General features: G+C 66.8%; 23 protein-coding genes. 17 read left to right on the top strand and 6 right to left on the bottom strand.

The genetic code is table 11. From position 1 onward, the window contains the following. Positions 1-37 precede the first annotated feature (37 nt). Positions 38-817: a hypothetical protein gene (locus AB4Y36_RS37125; protein WP_141710897.1), complete on the top strand. Its 780-nt coding sequence runs from the start codon at positions 38-40 to the stop codon at positions 815-817. A 7-nt stretch (positions 818-824) separates the two neighbouring features. Here the strand turns inward: AB4Y36_RS37125 and AB4Y36_RS37120 are convergent, their stop codons facing one another. Together AB4Y36_RS37120 and AB4Y36_RS37115 are read right to left on the bottom strand one after the other, a co-directional pair. Continuing rightward, positions 825-1529 carry an isoprenylcysteine carboxylmethyltransferase family protein gene (locus AB4Y36_RS37120; RefSeq protein WP_368685599.1) on the bottom strand — a complete coding sequence of 235 codons (705 nt, stop codon included), beginning with the start codon at positions 1527-1529 and terminating at the stop codon, positions 825-827. Positions 1530-1575: 46 nt separating this feature from the next. Further along, the gene (locus tag AB4Y36_RS37115) at positions 1576-2442 is read right to left on the bottom strand and encodes an arylamine N-acetyltransferase (protein WP_368606184.1); all 867 of its coding nucleotides are present in this window, start codon (positions 2440-2442) and stop codon (positions 1576-1578) included. A 321-nt stretch (positions 2443-2763) separates the two neighbouring features. Here AB4Y36_RS37115 and AB4Y36_RS37110 point away from each other — a divergent pair, with 321 nt between their 5' ends. The 6 genes from AB4Y36_RS37110 to AB4Y36_RS37085 all read left to right on the top strand — a co-directional run bounded on the left by AB4Y36_RS37110 (position 2764) and on the right by AB4Y36_RS37085 (position 10690). Continuing rightward, a complete protein-coding gene (locus AB4Y36_RS37110) occupies positions 2764-4278 on the top strand; it encodes a carbohydrate porin (protein ID WP_342950245.1) in 1515 nt (504 codons plus the stop codon). Positions 4279-4372: 94 nt separating this feature from the next. After that, positions 4373-5533: a hypothetical protein gene (locus AB4Y36_RS37105; RefSeq protein ID WP_368685598.1), complete on the top strand. Its 1161-nt coding sequence runs from the start codon at positions 4373-4375 to the stop codon at positions 5531-5533. A gap of 2 nt (positions 5534-5535) precedes the next feature. Further along, positions 5536-6843, top strand: a complete 1308-nt coding sequence (efeB, locus tag AB4Y36_RS37100; RefSeq protein WP_368685597.1) for an iron uptake transporter deferrochelatase/peroxidase subunit — start codon at positions 5536-5538, stop codon at positions 6841-6843. A gap of 105 nt (positions 6844-6948) precedes the next feature. Then, positions 6949-7905 (top strand): iron ABC transporter substrate-binding protein, encoded by a 957-nt coding sequence (locus tag AB4Y36_RS37095; protein ID WP_368685610.1) that lies wholly within the window; start codon positions 6949-6951, stop codon positions 7903-7905. Positions 7906-7959: 54 nt separating this feature from the next. Continuing rightward, positions 7960-9603, top strand: coding sequence for an iron ABC transporter permease (locus tag AB4Y36_RS37090; protein ID WP_342950265.1), 1644 nt, complete (start codon positions 7960-7962; stop codon positions 9601-9603). A 37-nt stretch (positions 9604-9640) separates the two neighbouring features. Continuing rightward, entirely contained in the window at positions 9641-10690 is a 1050-nt protein-coding gene (locus tag AB4Y36_RS37085) for an ABC transporter ATP-binding protein (protein WP_368685596.1), read from the top strand. On the opposite strand, the gene AB4Y36_RS37080 is transcribed toward AB4Y36_RS37085, so the two are convergent. After that, positions 10678-11547: a LysR family transcriptional regulator gene (locus AB4Y36_RS37080; protein WP_069268722.1), complete on the bottom strand. Its 870-nt coding sequence runs from the start codon at positions 11545-11547 to the stop codon at positions 10678-10680. The genes AB4Y36_RS37085 and AB4Y36_RS37080 overlap by 13 nt on opposite strands. Before the next feature lie 135 nt (positions 11548-11682). Between AB4Y36_RS37080 and AB4Y36_RS37075 the strand changes: the two genes are divergently transcribed. After that, positions 11683-12609, top strand: a complete 927-nt coding sequence (locus AB4Y36_RS37075) for a DMT family transporter (RefSeq protein WP_368685595.1) — start codon at positions 11683-11685, stop codon at positions 12607-12609. 21 nt (positions 12610-12630) lie between these two features. On the opposite strand, the gene AB4Y36_RS37070 is transcribed toward AB4Y36_RS37075, so the two are convergent. After that, positions 12631-13932, bottom strand: coding sequence for an MFS transporter (locus AB4Y36_RS37070; protein WP_368685594.1), 1302 nt, complete (start codon positions 13930-13932; stop codon positions 12631-12633). Positions 13933-14149: 217 nt separating this feature from the next. On the opposite strand from AB4Y36_RS37070, the gene AB4Y36_RS37065 reads away from it, so the two are divergent. The 8 genes from AB4Y36_RS37065 to mdcH are packed head-to-tail and all read left to right on the top strand — an operon-like array spanning position 14150 to position 21152. Continuing rightward, positions 14150-14941 carry a GntR family transcriptional regulator gene (locus AB4Y36_RS37065; protein WP_368685593.1) on the top strand — a complete coding sequence of 264 codons (792 nt, stop codon included), beginning with the start codon at positions 14150-14152 and terminating at the stop codon, positions 14939-14941. Further along, positions 14925-16598 carry a malonate decarboxylase subunit alpha gene (mdcA, locus tag AB4Y36_RS37060; protein WP_069268719.1) on the top strand — a complete coding sequence of 558 codons (1674 nt, stop codon included), beginning with the start codon at positions 14925-14927 and terminating at the stop codon, positions 16596-16598. Before AB4Y36_RS37065 ends, mdcA begins: the two co-directional genes overlap by 17 nt. 5 nt (positions 16599-16603) lie before the next feature. After that, positions 16604-17560, top strand: a complete 957-nt coding sequence (locus tag AB4Y36_RS37055; protein WP_342950238.1) for a triphosphoribosyl-dephospho-CoA synthase — start codon at positions 16604-16606, stop codon at positions 17558-17560. Then, on the top strand, positions 17548-17850 hold the full coding sequence (locus AB4Y36_RS37050) for a malonate decarboxylase subunit delta (protein WP_042265098.1): 303 nt from the start codon (positions 17548-17550) through the stop codon (positions 17848-17850). The genes AB4Y36_RS37055 and AB4Y36_RS37050 overlap by 13 nt, the downstream gene beginning before the upstream one ends. Further along, complete coding sequence (locus AB4Y36_RS37045; RefSeq protein ID WP_069268717.1) at positions 17847-18728, top strand: biotin-independent malonate decarboxylase subunit beta; 882 nt, start codon at positions 17847-17849, stop codon at positions 18726-18728. The genes AB4Y36_RS37050 and AB4Y36_RS37045 overlap by 4 nt, the downstream gene beginning before the upstream one ends. Continuing rightward, complete coding sequence (gene mdcE / locus AB4Y36_RS37040) at positions 18725-19540, top strand: biotin-independent malonate decarboxylase subunit gamma (RefSeq protein WP_368685592.1); 816 nt, start codon at positions 18725-18727, stop codon at positions 19538-19540. Before AB4Y36_RS37045 ends, mdcE begins: the two co-directional genes overlap by 4 nt. After that, on the top strand, positions 19540-20217 hold the full coding sequence (locus AB4Y36_RS37035; RefSeq protein WP_368685591.1) for a malonate decarboxylase holo-ACP synthase: 678 nt from the start codon (positions 19540-19542) through the stop codon (positions 20215-20217). Before mdcE ends, AB4Y36_RS37035 begins: the two co-directional genes overlap by 1 nt. Continuing rightward, entirely contained in the window at positions 20214-21152 is a 939-nt protein-coding gene (gene mdcH, locus AB4Y36_RS37030; RefSeq protein WP_368685590.1) for a malonate decarboxylase subunit epsilon, read from the top strand. Before AB4Y36_RS37035 ends, mdcH begins: the two co-directional genes overlap by 4 nt. 134 nt (positions 21153-21286) lie before the next feature. On the opposite strand, the gene AB4Y36_RS37025 is transcribed toward mdcH, so the two are convergent. Together AB4Y36_RS37025 and AB4Y36_RS37020 are read right to left on the bottom strand one after the other, a co-directional pair. Further along, positions 21287-21883: an alpha-ketoglutarate-dependent dioxygenase AlkB gene (locus AB4Y36_RS37025; RefSeq protein ID WP_368685589.1), complete on the bottom strand. Its 597-nt coding sequence runs from the start codon at positions 21881-21883 to the stop codon at positions 21287-21289. Between the two features lie 115 nt (positions 21884-21998). Further along, a complete protein-coding gene (locus tag AB4Y36_RS37020; RefSeq protein WP_368685588.1) occupies positions 21999-22334 on the bottom strand; it encodes a hypothetical protein in 336 nt (111 codons plus the stop codon). A gap of 445 nt (positions 22335-22779) precedes the next feature. Here AB4Y36_RS37020 and AB4Y36_RS37015 point away from each other — a divergent pair, with 445 nt between their 5' ends. After that, positions 22780-23937, top strand: a complete 1158-nt coding sequence (locus AB4Y36_RS37015; RefSeq protein WP_368606197.1) for a metallophosphoesterase — start codon at positions 22780-22782, stop codon at positions 23935-23937. Positions 23938-24004 lie beyond the last annotated feature (67 nt).

Genomic DNA, 24004 nt, shown 5'->3' with positions numbered 1-24004 from the left:
TAGACTGTAGGCTCTCTGTTACCCGTGCGAAAACCTCATGCAACAGATGACCTTCATGGAATGCGTCAAGCGCGCATGGGCGAGCGCCTGGCAGGCCGCCGTGCAAATGCCGGTTCTCCTTGCGGGAACGTTTGTGATCTACGCGGCGCTCGGCTGGTTCGGGCTTGCCGGGCGGCCCGTACCGGCGGAAGGCGCAACGCCTTCCGCCGGACTCATTGCGCTCGGCAATCTCGCCTCGCTCCTGAATTCGCTTCTCTACCTCTGGTTCACGCTCAAGATCTCGCGCTTCGTGCTGCTAGGCGAGCGCAGCGCGCCGCTCATGCCGGCCGGGGCCAGGCCGTTCCTGCGTATTTTCGCGGTCGGCCTCATTCTGGCGGTCGCGCTCGGTGCCTTCGCGCTCTTGCTGTGGGTCGTGCTGCGGCCTCAATACCAGGGCGGCGCCGCGTTCCTCTTTCTGGTGGTCATTGCGATCTGGATGTTCGTGGCGGTGCGCCTCTCGCTGCTCTTTCCGGCGCTCGCCGTCGGCAGCAAGATCGCCTTCAGCGCCGCCTGGCGCGACAGCCGCGGGCATTTTTGGAGCCTCTTTGGCGTCACCTTCGTCGCCGCGCTGCCCATTGCGGTGTGCGGCCTGATCGTGCTGATCGGTATGGGCCTCGCGGGCGTCACGCCTGAAATCGTGCGGCAGCCGGGGTGGCTCACCGCGCTCGCCATTGGCCAAAGCATCGGCAATATCGTGTTTGCGCTGCTCACCACCACGGCACTTGCCTGGCTTTATCGGCGTTACGCGCAAGCCTTGACTTCGCCCTCGACGAGCTAATCTCTCACTACCAGATGCCCGGCACGAAGCGATAACGCACACGCGCCAGATACTCGCGGTAGCCGGGCAGATTTTCCGCCAGCGTTTGCTCTTCGCGCACCGCGCGATAGCCGATCCCCACGACCATCACGGGCACGCACGCAAGCCCCCACCACGAACCGAGCATGAGCGGCGTGCCGACGAGAAAGAGCAACGCGAAGCCATACATCGGGTGGCGCACATAGGCATACGGTCCGGTATCGCTGACTGTGTGCCCGCGTTCGCTCTGGATCTTCACCACGGGCGCCGCAAAGCGGTTCGCCGCGAACACGGCGCGCGTCGCGTAGATATCGACGAAGATGAAGATGGCGCCGAGCACGCTGAGCCATAGCGGCACGCGCGACCAGCCCATGCGCACGGCGTCGATTCCCATCAGGCAGAGCCACGCGCAAAAGCCCACCGAAACGCACAGCATGAACACGCGGTCCCACGGCTGTTGCGTGCGCTGCGCGAACGGCGCGAGCCGCTCGACCAGGAGACCCGGATCTTCGCGCCCGAGCCACAGGCCGATCCACACGCCGCACAACGCCCACTCGATGAGCCAGAGCCACGCCGCCGTCCACGCCAGCGTGCCCGCCGAAACGAACAACAGCACGCCCATCAATCCGAACCAGGCTACGACTTGCACGAACAGCTTCGCCATTAGCGCTTTCGTCATTTTCAGCTCAGTCATGATGCCCTCCTTGCGCGCGGGGACGCTGACTCGCGTTCGCTCGCGCCTACTGCGTGGCGCTGTGCGACGTCATGCGCGCATATAGCGCGTCGGCATCGATACGCTGCCCCGCGTCGCCGCCCGCGAGATCGATGCCGAAGCGTTCGCGCAGACAGTGCGCGAGTTCCGCTCCATTGGCGAGGTTACGCTCCTCGCTCACCTGGCCTTGCGCATCGCGCTCGGTAAAACGCTCGTTGAACAGGATCGCGCGGCCGCCTTCGCGCGCGATGCACGCGATCAGACTGAACGTGAAGAACGACTCGGGCGACGCCGACGTGTACCAGTTCGCCACTTCGTAATCGACCCACTCGGCAGGCGTCAATTCGAAGCGATAGAGATCGAACCACTTCTCGCCATCGTGCAATTGCAGCTTGCGCTCGTTCGCCGACAACGTCACGAGCCGCGCCGGTTCGTGCGGCGTCGGCTGTTCCGCATCGGTCGAGAACGAGAGCGGCGCGCGCAGCGTCGCGGCACCGAAGCCGCCGTCGACGAGCCAGGTATCGCCCTGCGCCTCCACGCGCAGCAGCATATGCGTGCGCGGCGTGCGCGCGCCGGGCTCACGACCGTACAGCACACGTGCGGCGAGCGGGGTGACCGTAAAACCCAGTTGCATGAGCACGTGCGCGAGCAAGGTGTTGTGCTCGAAGCAGTAGCCGCCGCGCCGCTTCGTCACGAGCTTCGCGACGATGTCCGGGAGCTTGATCGATACGTGCCGTCCCGCCAGCGGATCGAGATTCTCGAAAGGAATGGCAAGCGGGTGCAGACGCTGCAGTTCGCGCAGCACGGCGAGTGTCGCGGTGCGTGGACCGTCGTAGCCGATGCGGGCGAAGTACGCGTCGAGATCGAGTTCGTAGCCTGGGGAAATGTCGGTCATGGAGCCAGCTTGTCTTGAAGTTTGTGCGGCAAAACATGCGTACACACACGCGATGATAAGCGACTTCATTCGCCTGACTGATTCATCGAACGCTAACGATCTGTAATCTGCAAATACACAAATGAAAGCACTTCGCAAGAATGCCTGTGATCCTGCGTAAAACAGGCGTAAGACAGTTGCGAATCATTCTCGTTTTTGTTGACGCTCGCATTTACTGTTAGTACGATGGCGCCGTCTGGAGATGTCGGGTATTCAGCGGCTTGCGAATAACAAATGCCAACGCGATCGATCAAGCAAACATTTCAATAAGTAAGGAATACGATGGAATTGACCCGAACCGTCCGCGTGCCTGCGCTCGCCTGCTCGCGCAGCGCAGCGCCGGGCCGCCCGGCGCGTCGGCGCGCACCGGCGTGGCGCGCCATTGCCGTGCTTGCCGCGAGCGTGACTTTCGCGAGCGGAGCCGCACGCGCCCAGAGCAACGCGAACCCCGACGCCGCGCCAGAAGCGCCGGAAGCCGACCTCGCCATTCAAGCGCAGCCGTCGAACTTCTGGACGGGCTTCTGGACGCGCCAGAACATGCTCGGCGACATGGGCGGCCTGCGGCCGTGGCTCGGCAAATACGGGGTGACGTTCCAGCTCACGGAGACGAGCGAGTACCTCGCGAACCTGCGCGGCGGCCTCAAGACCGGCGGCGCGTACGACGGCCTCACAACGGCAACGGTTCAGGTCGACACGAGCAAGGCGCTCGGCATTCCGGGCGGCCTCTTCAACGTGAGTGCCCTGCAGATCCACGGCACCAACCTGAGCACGTCGAACCTCGGCACGCTGAACACGGCGAGCGGCATCGAAGCGACGCCGACCACGCGCCTGTGGGAGCTGTGGTACCAGCAATCGTTCTTCAACAAGCGCCTCGACGTGAAGATCGGTCAGCAGAGTCTCGACCAGGAATTCATCGTGAGCCAGTACGGGGCGCTCTTCATCAACACGATGTTCGGCTGGCCGGCGCTGCCTTCGTACGACATGCCCTCGGGCGGTCCCGCCTATCCGCTCGCCGGTCTCGGCGTGCGCGTGCGCGGGCAGATCACACCTTCGTTGACGGCACTCGCAGGCGTGTTCTCAGGCGACCCGCTCGGCAACGATCCGAACAACCTTAGTGGTACGAACTTCAATCTGCGCAACGGCACGTTGTGGATCGGCGAGCTGCAGTACGCCATCAACCAGCCGTCCGAAGGCGAGCTGGTCAGTGCGGACAATCACGGCCTGCCCGGCACCTACAAGGTTGGCTTCTGGTACAACACCAACTCGTTTGCCGACCAGCGTTTCGACAACACGGGCCTTTCGCTCGCGAATCCGGCTTCGACCGGCATCCCGGCGCAGCACCAGGGCAACTACAGCTTCTATGCGGTGGCCGACCAGATGATCTGGCGTCCCGATCCGGACGAGCCGCGCAGCATCGGCGTATTCGCGCGCGTGATGGGCGCGCCCGGCGACCGCAATCTCGTGAGCCTCGCGGCCAACGTCGGCATCGTCATGAAGGCGCCGTTCAAGGGCCGCGATAACGACAGCGTGGGCCTTGCCGCCACCTACATCAAGGTCGGCAACAACGTGCACAACCTCGACCTCGACCAGCAGATGTTCACCGGCGGTCCGTACGGCGTGCGCACGCAGGAAACCGCGCTCGAAGCCACCTATCAGTATCAGGTCACGCCGTGGTGGATTCTCCAGGCTGACGCGCAATACACGTTCAACGCAGGCGCCGGCCAGAATCCGCAGGATCCGACCGCGCCGCTGCGCAATACGTTCGTGATCGGCGTGCGGACCAACATCACGTTCTAAGCCCACGCAAGCGCAACCGACCCATGTTCAACCCCAAGTCCTCGCGTTTTCCTGCCGGCGTGCGCGCCGGCCGCGCGAGGCACGGAGATTCAGTATGAAACACGCTACGCGCACGCTCCTGCAATGCACGGCCCACGCGGTCCGCTCCGCGCTCGCGCTTGCCGCCGCGGCGGCGCTCGCCGGCGCGCCGCTCGCCGCTCACGCCGACCCGCAGGGCCTGCTCGAGACCGTCAAGCATCACACCACGCTCATCAACACCGTGCCCGACAATGGCGACCAGAACCCGTATGCGATCTTCGTCGCGCCGGTTTCCTCCGGCGCGGTGAAAGAAGGCGACGTGCTGGTCGACAACTTCAACAACGCGGCCAACCTGCAGGGCACCGGCAGCACGATCATCGACTATCGCCCCGACACGAAGCAGATGTCGCTGTTCGCGACGATTCCGCGCGATCTCAAGGAGTGCCCGGGCGGCGTCGGCCTTTCGACCGCGATGACGATGCTCAAGTCGGGCTGGGTCATCGTGGGTAGCACGCCGAGCAACGACGGCACGACCGGCACCAAGGGCGCGGGCTGCATGATCGTGCTCGACAGCAGCGGCAAGATTGCCAAGGTCATCAGCAGTCCCAACATCAATGACCCGTGGGGCAACATGGCCGTGGTCGACAACGGCGACCACGCCACGCTGTTCGTGAGCAACGCGGGCTTCGGCGTGGGCGGCGCGGACGGCAATCCGCCCGTGTTCAAGCAGGCCACGGTGCTGCGCCTCGACCTCGACATCCCGAGCGGCCAGGCGCCGGTCCTGAAGAGCGAAACCGTGGTCGCGAGCGGCTTCGGCGCGCAGGCGGACAAGGGCGTTTTCCTCGTTGGCCCGACCGGCCTCGCGCTTTCGGCGGACAACAAGCTGCTCTACGTGTCCGACGCGATCGGCAACCGTATCAACGTGATCGAAGACCCGCTCACGCGCGACACGAGCGCGGGCGTCGGCCGCCAGCTCACCGCCGACGGCCTGCTGCACCGTCCGCTCGCCATGATCACCACGCCGCAGGGCCACCTGCTCGTGACGAATGCCTTGAACGGCCAGGTCGTCGAGATCGACCCGGCCGCGGCAAAGCAGATGTACGCGCGCTGGATCGATACGGACAAGGCGCAAACGCCTCCGGGCAACGGCGACCTGTTCGGCATCGCGCTGACCCCGGCAGGCGACGGCTTCTACTACGTGGAAGACGACGTAAACACTCTCGTGCTGGCTAAATAATCATGTCCTCCGACGATACCCCTAACCAACCATCGCGCCCCGCGCGTCGCGGCTTCCTGAAAGCCGGCGCCGCGCTCGGCGCGAGCCTCGGCGCAGGCGCGGCCACGAGCGGCCTCGCCCAGGCCGCCGAGGCAAAGCATCACGCGATGCCCGCCGACCCGATGCTCGCCGTCGAGCCGTTCTACGGCGAGCACCAGGGCGGCATCGTGACGCCGCAGCAGGCGCACACGTATGTCGCGGCCTTCGACCTCACGACGACCTCGCGCGACGACGTCATCAACCTGCTGCGCAAGTGGACCGAGTCTGCGGCGCGCATGAGCCAGGCGCAGCCCGCTGCCGCGCTCGACTACACCGGCGACGACCACCCCGCGGCCGACTCCGGCGACGTGCTGGGCCTCGGCCCGGCGGGCCTCACGGTCACCTTCGGCTTCGGCCCCGGTCTCTTCACGTCGCAGGACAAGGATCGCTACGGTCTCGCGCACAAGCGCCCCGCCGCGCTCGTCGACCTGCCCCGCTTCAACGGCGACCAGCTGATCGCGCAAAAAACCGGCGGCGATCTCTTCGTGCAGGCGTGCGCCAACGATGCGCAAGTCGCTTTCCACGCGGTGCGCCAGCTCGCGCGCCAAGGCTATGGAATCCTGACGATGCGCTGGGGCCAGGCGGGCTTTCTCTCGGGCCCGCGCGCGCAAACACCGCGCAACCTCATGGGCTTCAAGGACGGCACGAACAACCCGCCGACCACGGACCCGAAGGCGATGAACCAGTTCGTCTGGGCCACCGCCGCCGACGCGCCCTGGATGCAGGGCGGCACCTATACCGTGGTGCGCCGCATCCGCATCACGCTGGAGCACTGGGACCAGATGGAACTGGGCTTCCAGGAGCAGGTGTTCGGCCGCCACAAATACAGCGGCGCGCCTCTCGGCCAGATGAAGGAGTTCGACAACGTCGATCTCGAGGCGCAAGACAAGGACGGCAATCCGCAGATTCCCGAGAACTCGCACGTGCGTCTCTCGAATCGCGCGTCGAACAACGGCGCGCAAATCCTGCGCCGCTCGTACTCGTACAACGACAGCACGGACTTCTACATCGAGCGCTGGCCGCCGTGGCGCCAGGAAACCGAATATGACGCGGGCCTCATCTTCATTGCCCACCAGGGCGACCCGCGTACGGGCTTCATTCCGATCAACGAAAAGCTCGCGAAGTTCGACATGATGAACCAGTTCACGACGCACGTGGGCAGCGCGATCTTCGCGTGCCCGCCCGGCGCGAAGGCGGGCTCGTTCATCGGCGCGGAGCTGTTCAGCGCCTGAGATCGCTTTAGTTCAATCGATAACAACGGACAACGAAGCAATATGAAATTATCCATGATGCGCGCGCCGCTGTGCGCCGCCACCCTCTCGCTCGCGCTTGCCGGCATGCTGCCGCTCGCCGCGCACGCGGCCTCGATCACGCTCTACAACGCACAGCACGAGCAGGTCGTGAACCAGCTTGCGAAAGACTTCCAGCAGCAGACCGGCATCGACGTGAAGATCCGCAGCGGCGAAGGCCCGGCGCTCGCGGCCCAGCTCGTCGCCGAAGGCGAAAAGACGCCCGCTGACGTCTACTTCACGGAGAACTCGCCTGAACTGATGCTGCTGGAAGAAAAGGGTCTGCTCGCCCCCGTGCAGAAAGCGACGCTGGCGGTCGTGCCCGAACGCTTCAACTCACCGCAAGGGCAATGGGTGGGCGTGACCGCGCGCGAGAACGTGCTTGCGTACAACACGGCCAAGGTGCAGCCCGCGCAATTGCCGAAGTCGATTTTCGATCTCGCCAAACCCGAATGGAAGGGCAAGGTCGGCATCGCGCCGAGCGACGCCGACTTCCTGCCGCTCGTCGACGCCGTGCTCGCCATGAAGGGCGAGGCCGCCACGCTCGAATGGCTCAAGGGTCTCAAGACCAACTCGCAGATCTTCGACGACGACGAAGGCGTGGTCGCTGCCGTGAATCGCGGCGCGGTCGCCACCGGCATCATCAACAACTACTACTGGGACCGCCTGCACGCCGAGATCGGCGACAAGAAGACGCAAAGCGCCGTCGCGCACTTCGCCGATGGCGACGTGGGCGCGCTCGTCAATGTTTCGGGTGCCGCCGTGATGAAGTCCGCGCGCAATGTGGACGGTGCGCAAAAGTTCCTCGCCTACCTCGTGAGCGAGCGCGCGCAGAAGCTGATGGCGCAGGACCACATCAGCTACGAGTACCCGCTGCGTCCCGGCGTGGAGAGCGACCCCATCAACAAGCCGTTCGACCAGCTGAAGCCGCCCGCGCTGACCATCCAGCAGCTCGGCGACGACAGCCAGGCGGGCAAGCTGCTGCGTCAGGCTGGCCTGCTGTAATCGGCATCGAGTACAAGCAATATCGTGAGCGAAGCAGTGACGACGGCGCAAGCCGTGCCAAAGTCTCATCAAGTCGATGTCGCGGGGGTCCCGCCCCTGCGCGCGCGGCGGCGTGCGCCGCGAGCGCTCTTCGCCGCCGCCGCGCTCGGCCCGCTGCTGGTGCTGCTGCCGCTCGCGCTGACGTTCTGGCGCGCGCTGTCCTTTGGTCTGGCCGACGCCGCCGAACTGATCTTCCGGCCGCTGGTTGGCGAGTTGCTCGTCAACACGCTCTCGATTACCGTTTCGGCCACGCTCGCCTGTGCTGTGCTCGGCACCGCGGTGGCGTGGCTCGTCGAGCGTACCGACGTGCCGGGGCGGCGCGCCTGGGCGCTCCTCGCCGCCGCGCCGCTCGCCATGCCCGCGTTCGTCACCAGCTACGCGTGGGTCTCGCTGAGCCTCGATTTGCAGGACTTCCTCGGCGCGTTCATCGTCATCACGACGGCCTACTTCCCGCTCGTCTATTTGCCCGTGGCCGCCGCGCTGCGCGGCCTCGATCCCGCACTCGAAGAATCGGCGCGCGCGCTCGGCTGCAACCGCTGGGCTGTTTTCGTGCGCGTCGTGCTGCCGCAACTGCGTCCCGCGCTGTTCGGCTCGATGCTGCTCGTCGCGCTTGGCGTGCTCTCCGAATTCGGCGCATTCACGCTGCTGCGCTTTCGCACGTTCACCACCGAAATCTACGCGGAATACCGCACGAGCTTCGATGGCGGCGGCGCCTCGCTGCTGGCCTGCGTGCTGATCCTGCTCTGCCTCGTGTGCCTCGTGCTCGAGTTCCGCGTGCGCGGACGCGCGCGCTACGAGCGCGTGGATCGCGGCGCGCGCCGCGTGAGCGTGCGCCATGCGCTCGGCCGCTGGCGCTGGCCTATGGCGGCGGGTTTCGTCGCGCTCAATGTGGCGACGCTAGGCGTGCCGCTCGCGATGATCGGCTACTGGCTCACGCAGCCCGGCGCCGCCGCGATCACGCCCGCCGATGTCTCGCCTGAGTTGCTGGTTTCGACCACGTTCGCCTCGCTGCGCCTCGGACTCACGGCCGCGTTTTTCACCACGCTGCTCGCGCTGCCGCTCGCGTATTTGCTCGCGCGCCATCCCGGCCGCGCCGCCACGTTTCTCGAACGCACGGCCTTCATCGCGCAGGGCGTGCCCGGTCTCGTCATTGCGCTTGCCATCGTTTCCCTCGCGGTGCGCGCGCTCGAACCGCTCTACCAGGGCACCACGCTGCTGATTACGGCGTACGCGATCCTCTGTCTGCCGCTGGCTCTCGTTAGTGTGCGCGCGGCGCTCCTGCAAGCACAGCAGCGCCTCGAAGATACGGCGCGCGCGCTCGGCCTGGGATGGTTCGCAACGTTGCGCCGCGTCGTGCTGCCGCTCGCGGGTCCCGGCCTCGGCGCGGCGGCCTCGATGGTATTCATCTCGGTGGTCACCGAACTGAACGCCACGCTGCTGCTCGCGCCCATCGGCACGCACACGCTCGCCACGCAGGTCTGGACCGACACCTCGACGCTCGCCTTCGCGGCCGCCGCGCCCTATGCCGCGCTCCTCACCGCACTTTCGCTCGCCGCTTCGGGTCTGCTGTTCGCGTTTGCGGGCCGCTCCGCGCTCGCGGGCCATGCAACGGTCAATATGCCGGTCGATACGATCAACGCGCCGCCCGACGACGCCTGAGCCTCAGTTAGCCCGAAAGTTAGCCCCAAGTTAGCCCATGAGCACACTTCGCATTTCCGGCCTGAAAAAGGCCTTCGACGGCCATCCGGTCCTGCACGGCATCGATCTTTCCGTGCGCTCGGGTTCGCTCGTCGCGCTGCTCGGGCCGTCGGGCAGCGGCAAGACCACGCTGCTGCGCGTGCTGTGCGGCTTCGAACGCGCCGACGCCGGCACGATCGAGATCGACGGCCGCCGCGTCGCCGCAGACCGGCTGCATCTGCCGACCGAGCAACGTCATATCGGCTACGTGCCGCAAGAGGGTGCGCTCTTTCCGCACCTCACGGTTGCCGAGAACATCGTGTTCGGCCTGCCGCGTGCGCAGCGGCGCGCGCAGCATCGCGTGGCCGAATTGCTCGAACTCGTCGGTCTTCCGGAATCCTATGCTTTGCGCGCGCCGCAACAGCTCTCGGGTGGCCAGCAGCAGCGCGTGGCGCTCGCTCGCGCGCTCGCGCCCTCGCCCGGCCTCGTGATGCTTGACGAACCATTCTCGTCGCTCGATGCCGCGCTGCGCGTCGAAACGCGCGAAGCCGTGGCGCGCGCGCTCGCCGCTGCCGGCGCGACCGCCGTGCTCGTCACGCACGACCAGGCCGAGGCGCTCTCGCTCGGCCACGAGGTCGCCGTGCTGTGGCGCGGCAAGCTGCTGCAGAGCGGGCCGCCGCAAACGCTGTATCGCCGCCCGGCCACGCGCGAACTCGCGGCCTTCATCGGCGAGGCGGTGCTACTACGGGGAACGGTGGCCAACGGGCGGGCGCATTGCGTGCTCGGCGCGCTGCCGATCCAGCCAGACCAGCATGCGGCAGAAGGCGCCGTGGATGTGATGCTGCGCCCCGAGCAGATCGACGTGCTCCCCGAAACCGACCAGCGCGACGGCGCGCTCGAAGCGGTGGTGCAGGCCATCACCTTCCAGGGCCAGGACGCCGCGCTCACGCTGCAATTGATCGATGCGCACGCAACGGTCCGAGCGCGCGTGCCCGGCTATCGCACGCCGCGCGAAGGCGAGCGCGTGCGGCTCGCGGTGGGCGGAGAAGTGAGCGTCTATCCGCGCTGACGCGGCACCGAAAGGTCCTGCACCATCTGCTGCGCGAGGTAGTCGCAAGTCGGCCGGTTCGATTTGACACTGCGCGCCACCACGATTTCCAGTGGCTCGATCTTCGGCAGACCCTGCGCCTCGCCGAGGATCGCGAAGCGCGCCGGCACGCTGCAGCGCGTGAGCGCGACGATCGCAATGCCCGCCTCCACCGTCGCCGTCAAACCCATCAAGCTCGCACTGCTATATGCAGCGCGGTAGCGGATGTGCGCGCCGTCGAGCGCCGCCACGGTATGCGCGCGCGCCACGCTGCCATGCTCGTAGAGCCCCACCGGCAACGGCGACATGGCAAGCGGCGCGGGGTCGGTGGCGGACCCCACCCAGACCATCTCCTCGGCGCGCACGAACTCGCCGCGCATCTTGCGGTCACGCGTGACGAACGCGATGTCGATCTTGTTGTCCGCCAGCATCGGCCCGAGCGCGACGCTCTGCGCACAGACGATCTCGATCTCCACATGCGGATAGAGCGTCGAGAAGCGCCGCAACACCGGTGACAGCAGCGACGCCATATAGTCGTCAGGCGCGCCGAGCACCACGCGCCCCGTCACCTCGGGCCGCACCAGCGCCGCCCACGCCTCCTCCTGCAGATCGAGCGCGCGCCGCGCATATTCGAGCAGCGTGTTGCCCGGGCGCGTGAGCGCGAGATTGCGCGTATCGCGCGTAAATAGCGTGGTGCCGAGCATCTGCTCGAGCCGCTTGACCTGCATGCTCACCGCCGCCTGCGATCGATGCACGGCCACGGCACCCTTCGTGAAGCTGCCCGCGTCCGCGACGGCGGCGAAGGTGCGCAGCAAATCGATGTCGAATTCGGGGTTCATACGCTGGGTGGCCGGGTAGCGGCCTATTCATAAGCTGCGTTGATGGAATTCTTCAATTTAATTCGTTTGCCCGCGCCCCGCAACCGGCGAATACTTAACCTGTCTCCAACCCCTTTCGATCCCCCCGCTCCGGCCATGCAATCCGAACATCACGGCAACCGTCAGCAAGGCGTCTTCATGCTCGCGGGCGGCGGCCTCCTGATGGGCACGATCGGCGTGTTCGTCGAGGAGGCGCGTCTCGGCGCCCTCACGCTCGTGTTCTTCCGCTGCTTTTTCGGCATGCTCGCGCTCGCCGGGTACTGCGCGTACAAGGGCTGGCTCTCGCCGCGGCAGTTCACGCGCCGCACGCTCACGCTCGCGGTGATTTCAGGCGTGCTGATGGTCACGCAGTGGGTGGCTTTCTTCGACGCGATCCATCGCACGAGCATTGCCGTTTCGACGGTCGTGTTCCATGTGCAGCCGTTCTGGGTCGTGCTGATGGGCGCGGCGATCTTTCATGAGCGGCTCGGCGCCGACCGGCTGGGCTGGATCGGCATCGCGTTCGTGGGGCTCGTGCTCGCTTCCGGCGTGCTCGCCGAAGCCCATGTGGCCGATCGCACGAGCTACATGATCGGCATTGGCGAGTCGCTGGGCGGTTCAGTGCTCTATGCGAGCGTCACACTGATCGCCAAGAGCCTGCGCAACTTTCGCCCGCATCTGCTCACGCTGACGCAATGCGTGGTGGGCTCCGTGTGCCTGCCGCTCATCGCGCCATTTTTTGCGCCGCTCGAACTCGTGCATATCTCGGCCACGCAATGGGGCTGGCTCGTGGGCATGGGGGTGCTGCACACGGGGCTATCGTACGTGCTGATCTACGGCGCGCTGCCGATGTTGACCACGCCCGTGATCGCCGTGCTGCTGTTCGTATATCCGCTCACTGCGATCGCCGTCGATGCGATCGTCTACGGTCGCGCACTGAGTGTGCCGCAGCTTGCGGGCATGGCGCTGATCGTGGCGGCGAGCCTCGGGGTCAATCTCGGCTGGCGCCTGTTGCCGCCGAGGCTCGTGAAGGCGCGGCGCTAACCAACGCGCCGCATATCGGGCTCATGAAGGCAGCGTTTGACCCTTCGTTTCCGGCGCGAACGGAATGATCAGAAGCCCGAGAACGAAGGCCAGCGCCGTGAGCGCCACCGGCACGCCGAGCGTATGCATACGCAGCACGGCCGCGCCCAGCAGGAAGTTCACGCCCGCGCCCAAGAAGCGGCCAAACGACGTGCAGAACGCGAACGCCGTAGCACGCACACGCGTTTCGAACTGTTCAGGCAGCCACAGGCTGAACAGCGCGAAGTTGCCGCCGAAGAAGCCCAGAACGAAGAGCAGCGCGATGAACGGCACGAGCCCGTTCTGCAGGTAGAACGCCCAGCCGAAGCTCGCCGCGATCGTCACGGCCATGCCAGCGAAATAGACGGCAAGCGTCCACCTGCGGCCGATGCGCTCGGCCATGGGCGGCAGTGCGAGACAACCCAGAATCGTGCCGATCGACAGGATACCGGTGGCGATAGAAGCCGTACGGATCGCCTCGGCCTTGTTCGCACCCGCCTTCGTCGCCAGCTGGATCACGGCGGACGGTTCATAAACCGCGCCTGCCCACAACCCGATGATCGCGATGGTCAGCAGCGCGCACGCCACCACGGTGCGCAGGCGGTAGACATCGCCGAAGATTTCACGCAGCGGGTGGCCGCGGTGCACATGGCTCGCCTCCGACTTCTGCCACTTGGCCGGCTCCTCCACACGCGTGAGCACGAGAATGGCCACCACCACCGGCACCGCACCCGTGAGGAACATGGCGCGCCAGCCGAAGTGCACGCCGACCGTGTAATTGAGCGCGGCCGCAATGAAGAAGCCCGCGTAGTACCCCGTCTGCAGATAGCCCGCGCCCATCTTGCGACGGTCTTCGGGCCACGATTCGGCCACGTAAGTGCCCGCGAGCGCCCACTCCCCGCCGATGCCCACGCCCGCGAGAAAGCGATAGATGCCGAGCGACCAGACGCTCTGCGCGGTAGCCGAAAGTCCCGTGAAGATCGCAAACATGAAGATGGTGCCGGCCAGCACGCGCGTGCGCCCGAAGCGGTCCGCAAGCGGCCCCCAGATGAAGGACAGCCCCCAACCCACGAGGAAGAGCGCGAACAGGATCGAGCCGGCAAGCCCGATGTTCGCCGCACTCGCCTCATAGCCCGAGCGCGGCAGCAGCTCCGTGAGCGCGGGCGTGAGCACGAGTGCGTAGATGAACGAGTCCATCCCGTCGAGCGTCCAGCCTGCCCAGGCGCCCCAGAAACCGGCGATCTGCGACCGGTTGAGCGGTGTCTTGGTGCGAGTTCGCCGTGCGGACTCGGTGATCGAATTCATGATGCTCCTCTCTCCATTGATGCCTCGCCAGCCCACGCAGCAAGATGCGCACGCACGCCGCGAAACGCGGAAATGCAGGCCGCGGCAGTGCCGGCCCTCTTCAGGAACTCCCTGTAAGCCCCCGTTCTTCTTACCCGTCTATAGTGAATCTGGTGTTTCTGCGTTGCGGGTTTTCGAGGCTTTCGCCTTGGTCGTTTTATATATAATATTTGATCTCATGAGCGACGCAACGAATGGTTTTCCCCTGGAAGGCGCGGCAGCGCCTCGCACCAGCACTCCGCGCATGATCGCCGACGCCCTGCGCAGCGCGATCGTCGAGGGCAAGCTCGCGCCCAATGCGCCGCTGCGCCAGGACGCGATCGCGCGGCATTTCTCGGTCAGCGCGATCCCCGTGCGCGAGGCGCTGCGCCAGCTCGCGAGCGAAGGCTGGGCGAAGATCGAGGTAAACAAGGGCGCGAGCGTGGCCTCGCTCTCCGCCGACGAAGCGCGCGAGATCTACGAGATCCGCTCCGCGCTCGAAAGCCTCGCGCTCGGCCTCGCCATTCCGAATCACACGAGCGCCACGCTGCGCGAAGTGACCGCGCTGGCCGCCGCCGCGAAACGCGAACGCGATCCGTCGCTCTATGTCGCGCGCAACGAGGCTTTTCACATGAACCTCTACGCGCCCGCCGGCCGCCCGCAGCTCATGGAGATGCTCACGGCCCTGCATCGCCGCGGCGAACGCTATCTGCGCCTGAAATTCGGCTTTCCCGAATACAAGGGCGAATCCGATAGTGAGCACGCCGAAATTCTCGCCGCCGTGAAGCGCGGCGACGTGCCCACCGCGCAAAAGCTCGTGGCCGAGCACCTGCTCGGCACGGGCGAACTCATCTACCGTTTCCTGACCGAGCGCGCCGCGCTGCCTGCAGTGGCAACTTCAGTGCCACCTTTGGTGCAAACTGCCGCCGCAAAACCACGCGCCGCCTCTTCCCGCTCACGGAGCCGAACTGCCGATGAAGCCTCAAGCTGATACGCCAACCTCGCCTGACCTCGCGCCGCGTTCGTGGACCACGCGCCGCGACGACAAGGCCCGCCGCCTCGCCGCCGTGTCGGGCTGGCTCGAAGACGGCGTCCTGCCCGCCTCGCGCATGACCGATGCGCTCGAACTGCTGATCCGCCCGGGCGACCGCGTCGCGCTCGAAGGCGACAACCAGAAGCAGGCCGACTTCCTCTCGCGCTCGCTGGCCAAGGCCGATCCGGCCAAGGTCAACAACGTTCACCTGCTCATTTCGAGCATCAGCCGCCCCGAGCATCTGACGCTGTTCGAGCGCGGCATCGCGCACCGCGTGGACTTCGCGTTCGCGGGGCCGCAGAGCCTGCGCGTCGCGCAACTGCTCGAAGACGGCCAGCTCGAAGTGGGCGCGATCCATACCTATGTCGAGCTGTACGCACGCATGTTCGTCGACCTGATTCCCCAGGTCGCGCTGCTGTGCGCCGAGAAAGCCGACCGCCACGGCAATCTCTACACCGGCCCGAACACCGAAGACACGCCGACCATCGCCGAGGCCGCCGCGTTCAGCCAGGGCATCGTGATCGTTCAGGTTAACGAAATTGTCGATGAACTGCCGCGCGTGGACATTCCCGGCTCGTGGGTCGACGTGGTCGTGCAGGCCGACCGCCCGTTCGCGGTCGAGCCGCTCTTTACGCGCGATCCGCGCCACATCGGCGACTTGCAGGTGCTCACCGCGATGATGGTCATCAAGGGCATTTACGCGCCCTATGGCATCGCCGCGCTCAATCACGGTATCGGCTTCGACACCGCCGCGATCGAATTGCTGCTCCCCACGTACGGCGAATCGCTGGGCCTCAGGGGCAAGATCTGCCGCAACTGGACGCTCAATCCGCACCCCACGCTGATTCCCGCGATCGAATCGGGCTGGGTGGAAAGCGTGCATTGCTTCGGCAGCGAAGTGGGCATGGAAGCCTATATCGCCGCGCGGCCCGATGTGTTCTTCACGGGCAGCGACGGCAGCCTGCGCTCGAACCGCGTGCTGTGCCAGCTCGCGGGGCAATACGCAGTGGATCTCTTCATCGGCTCGACGCTGCAGATCGACGCGGACGCGAATTCGTCCACCGTCACGCGCGGCCGGCTCGCGGGCTTTGGCGGCGCGCCGAACATGGGCCACGATCCGCGTGGTCGGCGCCATGCGAGCGAAGCATGGCTCAAGCTGCTCAAGGACAACGGCCCGGTTTCGCGCGGCCACAAGCTCGTTGTGCAACTGGCGGAAACGTGGAAGAAAGGCGGCGAGCCGACCTTCGTCGACGAACTCGACGCCATCGCCGTGGGCCAGAAGAGCGGCATGCCTGTCGCGCCCGTGATGATCTATGGCGACGACGTGAGCCATGTCGTGACCGAAGAAGGCATTGCGCACCTGCATCGCGCAGAGGGCATCGACGAGCGCCGCGCCGCGCTCGCGGCCGTGGCGGGCGTGACGCCGATCGGCCTGCGCGCCCAGCAGCAGAAAACCGACGAACTGCGCCGCCGCGGCATCGTGCAGTTCCCCGAGGATCTCGGCATTTTGCGCGGCGAAGCCAAGCGCTCGCTGCTCGCGGCACGCAGCATCGACGATCTGGTGACGTGGTCGGGCGGGCTCTATACGCCGCCGGCCCGATTCCGTAGCTGGTAAGCGCGATGCGTACGCTTCCTCTTACGGTGCTTGCCGAGGGCTCGGCGGGTCTCGCGCGGCGGCTCCCGTGCGCCAGCGACTCGCGGCCGTCCTCCTGCGACGCGCAGCTCGCCCGCTTCGCCCGCGACGCGCTGATCGAAGAGGCGCGCCTCACGCCCAAGCCCGCGCTCGTGGACGCACGCGGTAGCGGCGCGCACAGCGATCTCGATCTCGCGACGATGCTGCGCTCGGCGCATGCGCTCGAGCCCACGTTCGAAGCGCTCGCGCGCGCTTCGCGCCGGGCCGCGCCCGGCACGGCGCTGCGCACCGATCTCGCACGCATCGGCCGTGCCGGCGAAGCCGCGATGATGCGCGCGACGCAAGGCAGCAACGCGCATCGCGGCGCGATCTGGATTGTCGGTCTGCTGGTGGCGGGCGCGGCGATCGTGCATACGCCGCAAAGCAGCGACAGCGAATTTGCCCACGCGGCGCACATCTGCGAAACGGCTGCGCAGATCGCGCGCTTCGACGACCTGCTCGCGCAGCCCGTGCAAAGCAACGGCGAGCGCGTGCGTCAGCGCTACAACGTAGGCGGTGCGCGCAGCGAAGCGCAAGAGGGTTTTCCGCATGTCGTGCGCGTGGGCCTGCCCGCACTGCACGCCGCGCGCGCGCGAGGCCACGACGAAGCCCACGCGCGCGTGGACGCCTTGCTCGCGATCATGGCCTCGCTCGACGACACCTGCGTGCTGCATCGCGCGGGGCTCGCCGGGCGCGAGGCCGCTCGAGCGGGTGCGCAGCGCGTACGGGACGCGGGCGGCCTTGCCACGCAAGCCGGCCGCGCCGCGTTCGATGCGCTCGAACGCGCGTTGCTCGCACTCAACGCATCGCCGGGTGGCGCGGCCGATCTGCTTGCCGCGACGCTTTTCATCGACAGACTGGTTCAGCACCGCATGGGCGGAAGGACGGTTTCATGGAACAACTGACATTCGACTATCCGGCGCAACGCGCCGTGACGACGCGCGCCCACGTGGGCGTGGTGGGCTCGGGCGATCTCGAAGTGCTGCTGCAGCCCGCGAGCGACATGCAGGCACGCGTGGTCGTGCATACGAGCGTGGACGGCTATAGCCACATCTGGAAGAGCGTGCTCGACCGCTTCTTCACGCGCTACGACGGCGCGGCGCTCATCGAGATCAACGACTTCGGCGCCACGCCCGGCGTGGTGGCGCTCCGTCTCGCGGAAGCCGTGGAAGCCGCGCAGGAGGCGCAGTCATGAGCAGCACGAATCAACTGACGCCCGGCGCGCTGCTGCGCGAGAGCTTCATCGAATTGAGCGCGCGCGAACGCGCGGCCGCCGTGCTGGACGCGGGCACGTTCCGAGAACTTCTTGGGCCCTTCGACCGTATCGAATCGCCGTGGCTGCCGTTGCAGGGCATCGTCTGCCAGGCCGACGACGGCGCAGTGATCGCGCGCGGCACCATCGACGGGCAGCCCGCTGTCGTAGCCGCGATCGAATCGGCGTTCCAGGGCGGCAGCATCGGCGAAGTGTCGGGCAGCAAGATCGCCGCCGCACTCGAACTGGCGCTCGCCGACTGCGAGCGCGGCAAGATCGTGCGGCCCGTCATCCTGTTCGAAACCGGTGGCGTGCGTTTGCAGGAGGCCAATCTCGGCCTCGCTGTGATTGCGGAGATCCAGTCGGCCATCGTAGCGTTGCGCGCGCATGTGCCCGTGGTCGGCGTGATCGCGGGCATGGTGGGTTGTTTTGGCGGCATGTCGCTCGCGGCGGCCCTGTGTTCGACGCTCGTGATGACGAAGCAAGGCCGCCTCGGCATGAATGGCCCTGAGGTGATCGAGCAGGAAGCCGGCATCGAGGAACTCGATTCGAGCGATCGCCGTCAGGTGTGGCAATTGATCGGCGGCGAGCAGCGCGCGCAAACAGGTTTCGCCGATGCGCTCGTCGAAGACGCCGTGGACGACGTGCGCGCCGCCGTGCGCGCGGCGTTTGCACAAGGCGCGCCGCACACGCCGCGCTCGGCGGATGTAGACGCCACGCTCGCGAAACTCGCGCAGATCGATCCCGCCAGCGTCACCCCAGAAACGATGCGTGCGGTGTTCACCGCTTCGCCCCTGAACCTGCGCGGAGAAAACGCATGAACGACACGACGACGAGCCGCGGCGTACGCTGGCTGCGCGCCCTCGCGGGCGTAGACACACAAGGCGCGTGCGTGCAATACGCCGACGCGCCGCTCGACGACGAGACCGCGCGCTTCATCACCGTCGCACCCGATCCCGCGAACCGCTTTCCGCGTGCGCGCGACAACGTGGTGGGCCTCGAACAGGGCTGGCGTCTCGCGAAGGCGGTGCGCGAAGCGATTGCCGAGGACGCCGCGAGCGGCAAGCGCCGCCCCATCATTGCGATCGTCGATGTGAAGAGCCAGGCCTACGGCTATCGCGAGGAGATGCTCGGCATTCACCTCGCCTGCGCCTCGGCCGTGGACGCCTACGCGAGCGCGCGGCTCGCGGGGCATCCCGTAGTGGCGCTGATCGCCGGGCCCGCCATGTCGGGCGCGTTCCTCGCGCACGGCTATCAGGCCAACCGCATCGTCGCGCTCGACGCGCCCGGCACGATGGTCCACGCCATGGGCAAGGAAGCGGCGGCGCGGGTCACGCGGCGCAGCGTCGAGGACCTCGACGAGTTGGGCGAAAAGATCGTGCCGATGTCGTATTCGATGGCTTCGTTCGCGAAGCTCGGTCTGCTCGACGAGTTGATCGAAGGCGTCGATGCCGACGCGCCGAGCGATGCGCAGATTGCACGCGTGCGCGATGTGCTCGCACAGAGGGTGCGGGAAGCACGCGGCGACAAGAGCGGCCTCGCGCATCGTCTGCAAGGCGCGTCGGCGCAGCGTACGCGTGCGGCATCGATCGAGGTGCGCAAGCGTCTGGCGCAACAGTGGGACGCTAGCTGATGCGCGTGTGCGCCGCCCCGCTGTTCGCTGCCGATGCGCCGCGCGTGGACGACACGCGCTGGCGCGCGCACGACCTGCTGCGCATCGCGCGCCATACCCCATCAGGCGACGAGCCGGATTGGGTACGCGGCGCGCTTGCGCGCGCGCCCTGGGTGGTCGTGCGACGCACGTGCGCGGCGGCGGGTTTCGTGGCTGTGGGCGTGCGCGGCAGCGTACGTTCCGAGCGCTTCGGCACCTGGCTCAATACTGAGGATATCGAATCATCTACCAGTCCGGAGGATCTGCTCGGCGTTGAGCCGCTTCGCGCACGCCGCGCACTGCCTGCGTTCATCGCGCTTGCTACCCTGCGCACGGGCGCCTCGCCATTGCGCAGTTACGTTTGGGGCCCAACGGGCAGCGCCGGCTTCGAACTCGCCACGGGCGTACCCACCCTCACCGCATCGAGCGATCTCGACATCCTGATTCGCCTGCCGCAACGCGTCTCACGCGCGGCGATCGAGTCGCTTGCGCAGACGCTCGCGCAGGCCGCCAGCCGCGCAGGCACACGCATCGACGCGCAACTCGAAACGCCCGCAGGCGGTGTCGCGCTCGCCGAACTCGCTGCCCACAAGCCGCGCGTGCTCGCGCGCGCTTCCAGCGGTGCGCAACTTGTCGCCGACCCGTGGCAAGCAGCATGACGCTCGCCCTGCTCTTTCCGGGCCAGGGCGCGCAAAACGCCGGCTTCCTCCACAGGCTGCCGCAACACGACGCCGTGCGGGCGACGCTCGACGAGGCGTCGGCGACACTCGGCTTCGACGTCCTCACCCTCGATAGCGACAACGCCTTGCGCTCCACGATTGCCGTTCAGATCGGCCTCGTGGTCGCGGGCGTGGCCGTGGCGCGTGCGCTCGCGCACGAAGGACTCGCGCCGCAATTCAGCGCAGGGCTTTCCGTGGGCGCCTATGCGGCCGCGGTAAGCTGCGAGGCCCTGGCGTTTGGCGACGCACTGCGGATGGTGCGCAAACGCGCCGAGTTGATGGAAAACGCGTGGCCCTCGGGCTACGGCCTCACGGCCGTCGCGGGGCTGAGCGAGACGCAGGTCGAAACGCTCGCCGATGCGCATGCGCGCGAAGGCGGCGAGCGAGTGTACGTGGCGAACGTCAACGCGCCGCGCCAGATCGTCGTGGCCGGCGCCGACGGCGCGCTCGAAGCCTTCGCGGCCCGCGCGCTCGCCGCTGGCGCGCGCAAGGCGCAACGGCTCGCGGTGGCCGTTCCTTCGCATTGCGAACTATTGGCCGATGCCGCCGATGCGCTCACCGAGTGGGCGCGCGACATACCGTTTCGTACGCCGCGCAGCGTCTACGTCGACAATCGCGGCGGCAGGCCCCTCTACACCGCCGACACCGTCCGCGCCGATCTCGCCACCAATATGCGCTACACGGTGCGCTGGTACGACGCGCTCACGGTCATGATCGAGTCGGGCGCGAGCGTGCTGGTCGAAGCGCCGCCCGGCCAGGTGCTCACGGACATCGCGCGCGAGCACTATCCCGAGGTGAGCGCGCTCGCGGGCTCGAGTTTGCCGCTGGAGCGTCTCGCCGCAATCGTGCGGCGCCGGCTCGGCCAGGACGGCTGATCGCTGCGCAAATGCCGAGTTGGCGTTTATGCGCATAAATTCTTATTTTATTTTTAGTGCACAGCCACTCGCGCGAGCGTAGTCCGCGCACTGAACATCGGCGATTTAATACCCTTCCACAGCGATCTAGACGCCTATTTTCGCAAACGTGGCGTTATCACGCGAAACGTGAGGTTCACGCGTTCGCCGCTCACGGCGGGCTCCTTCGGCACGCGATGCCGCCATTGCGCCTGGGTCTTGCCCTGCATCACGAGCAGGCTGCCACTCGTCATCTGAAAAGAACGCACCACGCCCGTCGCGTTGTGGCGCAAGTCGAAGCGCCGCGTCGCACCGAGGCTCAGCGAGGCAATCACCGGCTCGGGGCCGAGTTCGGGTTCGTGGTCCGCGTGCCAGCCCATGCTGTCCGTTCCCGTGCGGTAACGGTTGAGCAGCACGCTGTTGAAGCGAACGCCGCAAAGCGCAGAGATGGCGTCGCGCAGCTCGGCTACCTGGCTCGTCCACGGCTGCGGGATGTTTCGGATGCCTGAATAGACGTACACCGCGCCTTCGTCGCCCTGCCAGGCCGTGAGGCGCGGCTGGTCCACCCAGCCGCCGGGCGTGCGAATACGTTCCTGGCGCCAGTTGGCCTCGGCGATGATGCGCGCGAGCGCCTCGGCGGCCGCCTCTGGCGCGAGCCATGACGGATGCCATGCCACGTCAGGGGCAGGCGTATCGTCGAAAAGATCGAACATCGGGAGTGCTTCTATCGAGCGGGAAAGCACACAGTTTCGCATGGCGCGAATCCGGCCGCCGCCCGCCCTCGCCTCCCGCAGGATTGCGAATCAACAGAAACGACAAACAGGCGATTCAGGTGAGCAGTGCGATGTAGAACACCGCCGCGCCGATGAGCGCGCCGACGAAGCAGAAGCCTTCGGCGGGTTCGTCGGTGGTGCGGGATCGCAGCCAGGCGCCCAGCACGCCGAACATACCCGCAATACCGAGCGCGACGAACACCATCACGACATCGAACAACGCGCTTCGGCCAATTTCGAGAATGTCGATGTTCTTGACCGCGACATACAGCGCGATGGCCATGATCGACAGAACGACCATCGGCAGCATGACATGGCTGCCCTCGTGCCCGACGTGACGACCATGCAAACCCTCATGCAGCCCATGTGCGACCGGCCGGATTCCTTTCATGATCCGTCTCCCCCAGAGCGCCCGAAACCACGCGGGCCTCATTTCGAGCATAGTCCATCGCAAGGGCCGATTCAATGGACGTTTAATAGAGTGCGCTCGGCCCCAACGGGAACATAGTGCGACGGGTGAGATCGCGCTGGCAATCCAGGGAAATGCCGCACTGCCACAGTCGGAGGCGAGAAAGCATCAAGGCCCACGCATACACGCATGCATGTATGTCGATGCACGAGAGGTAAAGCCGTCGATGATGCATCGCAGCGCGCTAACCCCAATCCGCCGCCATCTATCGGCACGAAGTCTGCTGCGCCGGTAAAATGCAACGCAGCCTACCTCTACTGCCCGGTCGGCCGGGTTTCGACCGGGCCTCGATGGTTGGGCTTTGCTGCAGCGCGCCGAGCCCGGCACGCCAGCCTACGCCGGTCCGCTCCCATCCGTTCGCGCCGCCATGCCCCGACTCTCCTTTCTGGTCCGCTTCATCGCCATCGGCGTGCTGCTGCATGTTTATGTCGGCTTTCGCCTGATTCCCGACCTGAGCGTGCCAGCCGCCGGCAAGTGGCTCGCCGTGCTGTGGCTCGTGCTCTCGGTGCTGTTCATCCCGCCCGGCATGCTCGCGCGGCGCTTCAAGCGCCAGCCGCTCGGCGACCGCCTCGCCTGGATCGGCATGCTCGCCATGGGCTTCTTCTCGTCGCTGCTCATGCTGACGATCGCGCGCGACATCGTGCTCGCCTCGGCCATGACCGTGGAGGCACTGTGGCCCAAAGCCATCGATCTCGCCGGCTGGCGCACCGTGAGCGCCGCCGCGGTGATCGTGCTTGCGTTCCTCTCCTCCGGGTTCGGCTTCTTCAACGCGCGGCGGCGCGCGCGCGTGCGCAACGTCGAGGTGCCGATTCGCGGCCTGCCCGCCGCGCTCGACGGCTTCACGATCGTGCAACTGAGCGACATCCACGTCGGCCCGACGATCAAGCACGGCTACGTCGACGCCATCGTGCGCGCCGTGAACCAGCTCGACGCCGACGTGGTCGCTATCACGGGCGACGTGGTGGACGGCAGCGTGGCGCATCTCGCCGCGCACACCGCGCCGCTCGGCAAGCTCAACGCGCATCACGGCGTGTATCTCGTGACCGGCAACCACGAGTACTACTCGGGCGCGGACGCCTGGATTGCCGAGTTCCGCCGCATCGGCCTCACGGTGCTGATGAACCAGCATGTGGTGATCGAGCATGGCGGCGCGCGGCTCGTGCTGGCCGGCGTGACCGACTACACGGGCGGCCAGTTCGATCCCGCGCACCGCAGCGATCCGGCCGAAGCGCTGCGCGGCGCGCCCGCCGACGTCAACACGCGCGTGCTGCTCGCGCACCAGCCGCGCACGGCCCACGCCGCCGTCGATGCGGGCTTCACGCTGCAACTCTCCGGCCACACGCACGGCGGCCAGATTTTCCCGTGGAATTTTCTCGTGCGACTGCAGCAGCCGTTCACTGCGGGCCTCGAAAAGCTCGGCAGCCTGTGGGTCTACACGAGTCGCGGCACGGGCTACTGGGGGCCGCCCAAGCGCCTTGGCGCGCCTTCGGAAATCACGCGCGTGCGGCTCGTGGGCGCACAGTGAACCCCTGGGCGCGCTGCGCCCGACGGCCCGCGCGGCCTTGCCGGTATCATCGGACGATGCCGCCGTT

The sequence above is a fragment of the Paraburkholderia sp. BR10936 genome, from assembly GCF_040965735.1.
GTDB lineage: Bacteria > Pseudomonadota > Gammaproteobacteria > Burkholderiales > Burkholderiaceae > Paraburkholderia > Paraburkholderia nodosa_A.
This window is presented reverse-complemented; position numbering and strand designations above follow the sequence as displayed.

Coding starts and splice junctions, on each gene's coding strand:
- AB4Y36_RS37125 (WP_141710897.1), top strand. CDS start 38: ATGCAACAGATGACCTTCATGGAATGCGTCAAGCGCGCATGGGCGAGC.
- AB4Y36_RS37120 (WP_368685599.1), bottom strand. CDS start 1,529: ATGACTGAGCTGAAAATGACGAAAGCGCTAATGGCGAAGCTGTTCGTG.
- AB4Y36_RS37115 (WP_368606184.1), bottom strand. CDS start 2,442: ATGACCGACATTTCCCCAGGCTACGAACTCGATCTCGACGCGTACTTC.
- AB4Y36_RS37110 (WP_342950245.1), top strand. CDS start 2,764: ATGGAATTGACCCGAACCGTCCGCGTGCCTGCGCTCGCCTGCTCGCGC.
- AB4Y36_RS37105 (WP_368685598.1), top strand. CDS start 4,373: ATGAAACACGCTACGCGCACGCTCCTGCAATGCACGGCCCACGCGGTC.
- efeB (WP_368685597.1), top strand. CDS start 5,536: ATGTCCTCCGACGATACCCCTAACCAACCATCGCGCCCCGCGCGTCGC.
- AB4Y36_RS37095 (WP_368685610.1), top strand. CDS start 6,949: ATGCTGCCGCTCGCCGCGCACGCGGCCTCGATCACGCTCTACAACGCA.
- AB4Y36_RS37085 (WP_368685596.1), top strand. CDS start 9,641: ATGAGCACACTTCGCATTTCCGGCCTGAAAAAGGCCTTCGACGGCCAT.
- AB4Y36_RS37080 (WP_069268722.1), bottom strand. CDS start 11,547: ATGAACCCCGAATTCGACATCGATTTGCTGCGCACCTTCGCCGCCGTC.
- AB4Y36_RS37075 (WP_368685595.1), top strand. CDS start 11,683: ATGCAATCCGAACATCACGGCAACCGTCAGCAAGGCGTCTTCATGCTC.
- AB4Y36_RS37070 (WP_368685594.1), bottom strand. CDS start 13,932: ATGAATTCGATCACCGAGTCCGCACGGCGAACTCGCACCAAGACACCG.
- AB4Y36_RS37065 (WP_368685593.1), top strand. CDS start 14,150: ATGAGCGACGCAACGAATGGTTTTCCCCTGGAAGGCGCGGCAGCGCCT.
- mdcA (WP_069268719.1), top strand. CDS start 14,925: ATGAAGCCTCAAGCTGATACGCCAACCTCGCCTGACCTCGCGCCGCGT.
- AB4Y36_RS37055 (WP_342950238.1), top strand. CDS start 16,604: ATGCGTACGCTTCCTCTTACGGTGCTTGCCGAGGGCTCGGCGGGTCTC.
- AB4Y36_RS37050 (WP_042265098.1), top strand. CDS start 17,548: ATGGAACAACTGACATTCGACTATCCGGCGCAACGCGCCGTGACGACG.
- AB4Y36_RS37045 (WP_069268717.1), top strand. CDS start 17,847: ATGAGCAGCACGAATCAACTGACGCCCGGCGCGCTGCTGCGCGAGAGC.
- mdcE (WP_368685592.1), top strand. CDS start 18,725: ATGAACGACACGACGACGAGCCGCGGCGTACGCTGGCTGCGCGCCCTC.
- AB4Y36_RS37035 (WP_368685591.1), top strand. CDS start 19,540: ATGCGCGTGTGCGCCGCCCCGCTGTTCGCTGCCGATGCGCCGCGCGTG.
- mdcH (WP_368685590.1), top strand. CDS start 20,214: ATGACGCTCGCCCTGCTCTTTCCGGGCCAGGGCGCGCAAAACGCCGGC.
- AB4Y36_RS37025 (WP_368685589.1), bottom strand. CDS start 21,883: ATGTTCGATCTTTTCGACGATACGCCTGCCCCTGACGTGGCATGGCAT.
- AB4Y36_RS37020 (WP_368685588.1), bottom strand. CDS start 22,334: ATGAAAGGAATCCGGCCGGTCGCACATGGGCTGCATGAGGGTTTGCAT.
- AB4Y36_RS37015 (WP_368606197.1), top strand. CDS start 22,780: ATGCCCCGACTCTCCTTTCTGGTCCGCTTCATCGCCATCGGCGTGCTG.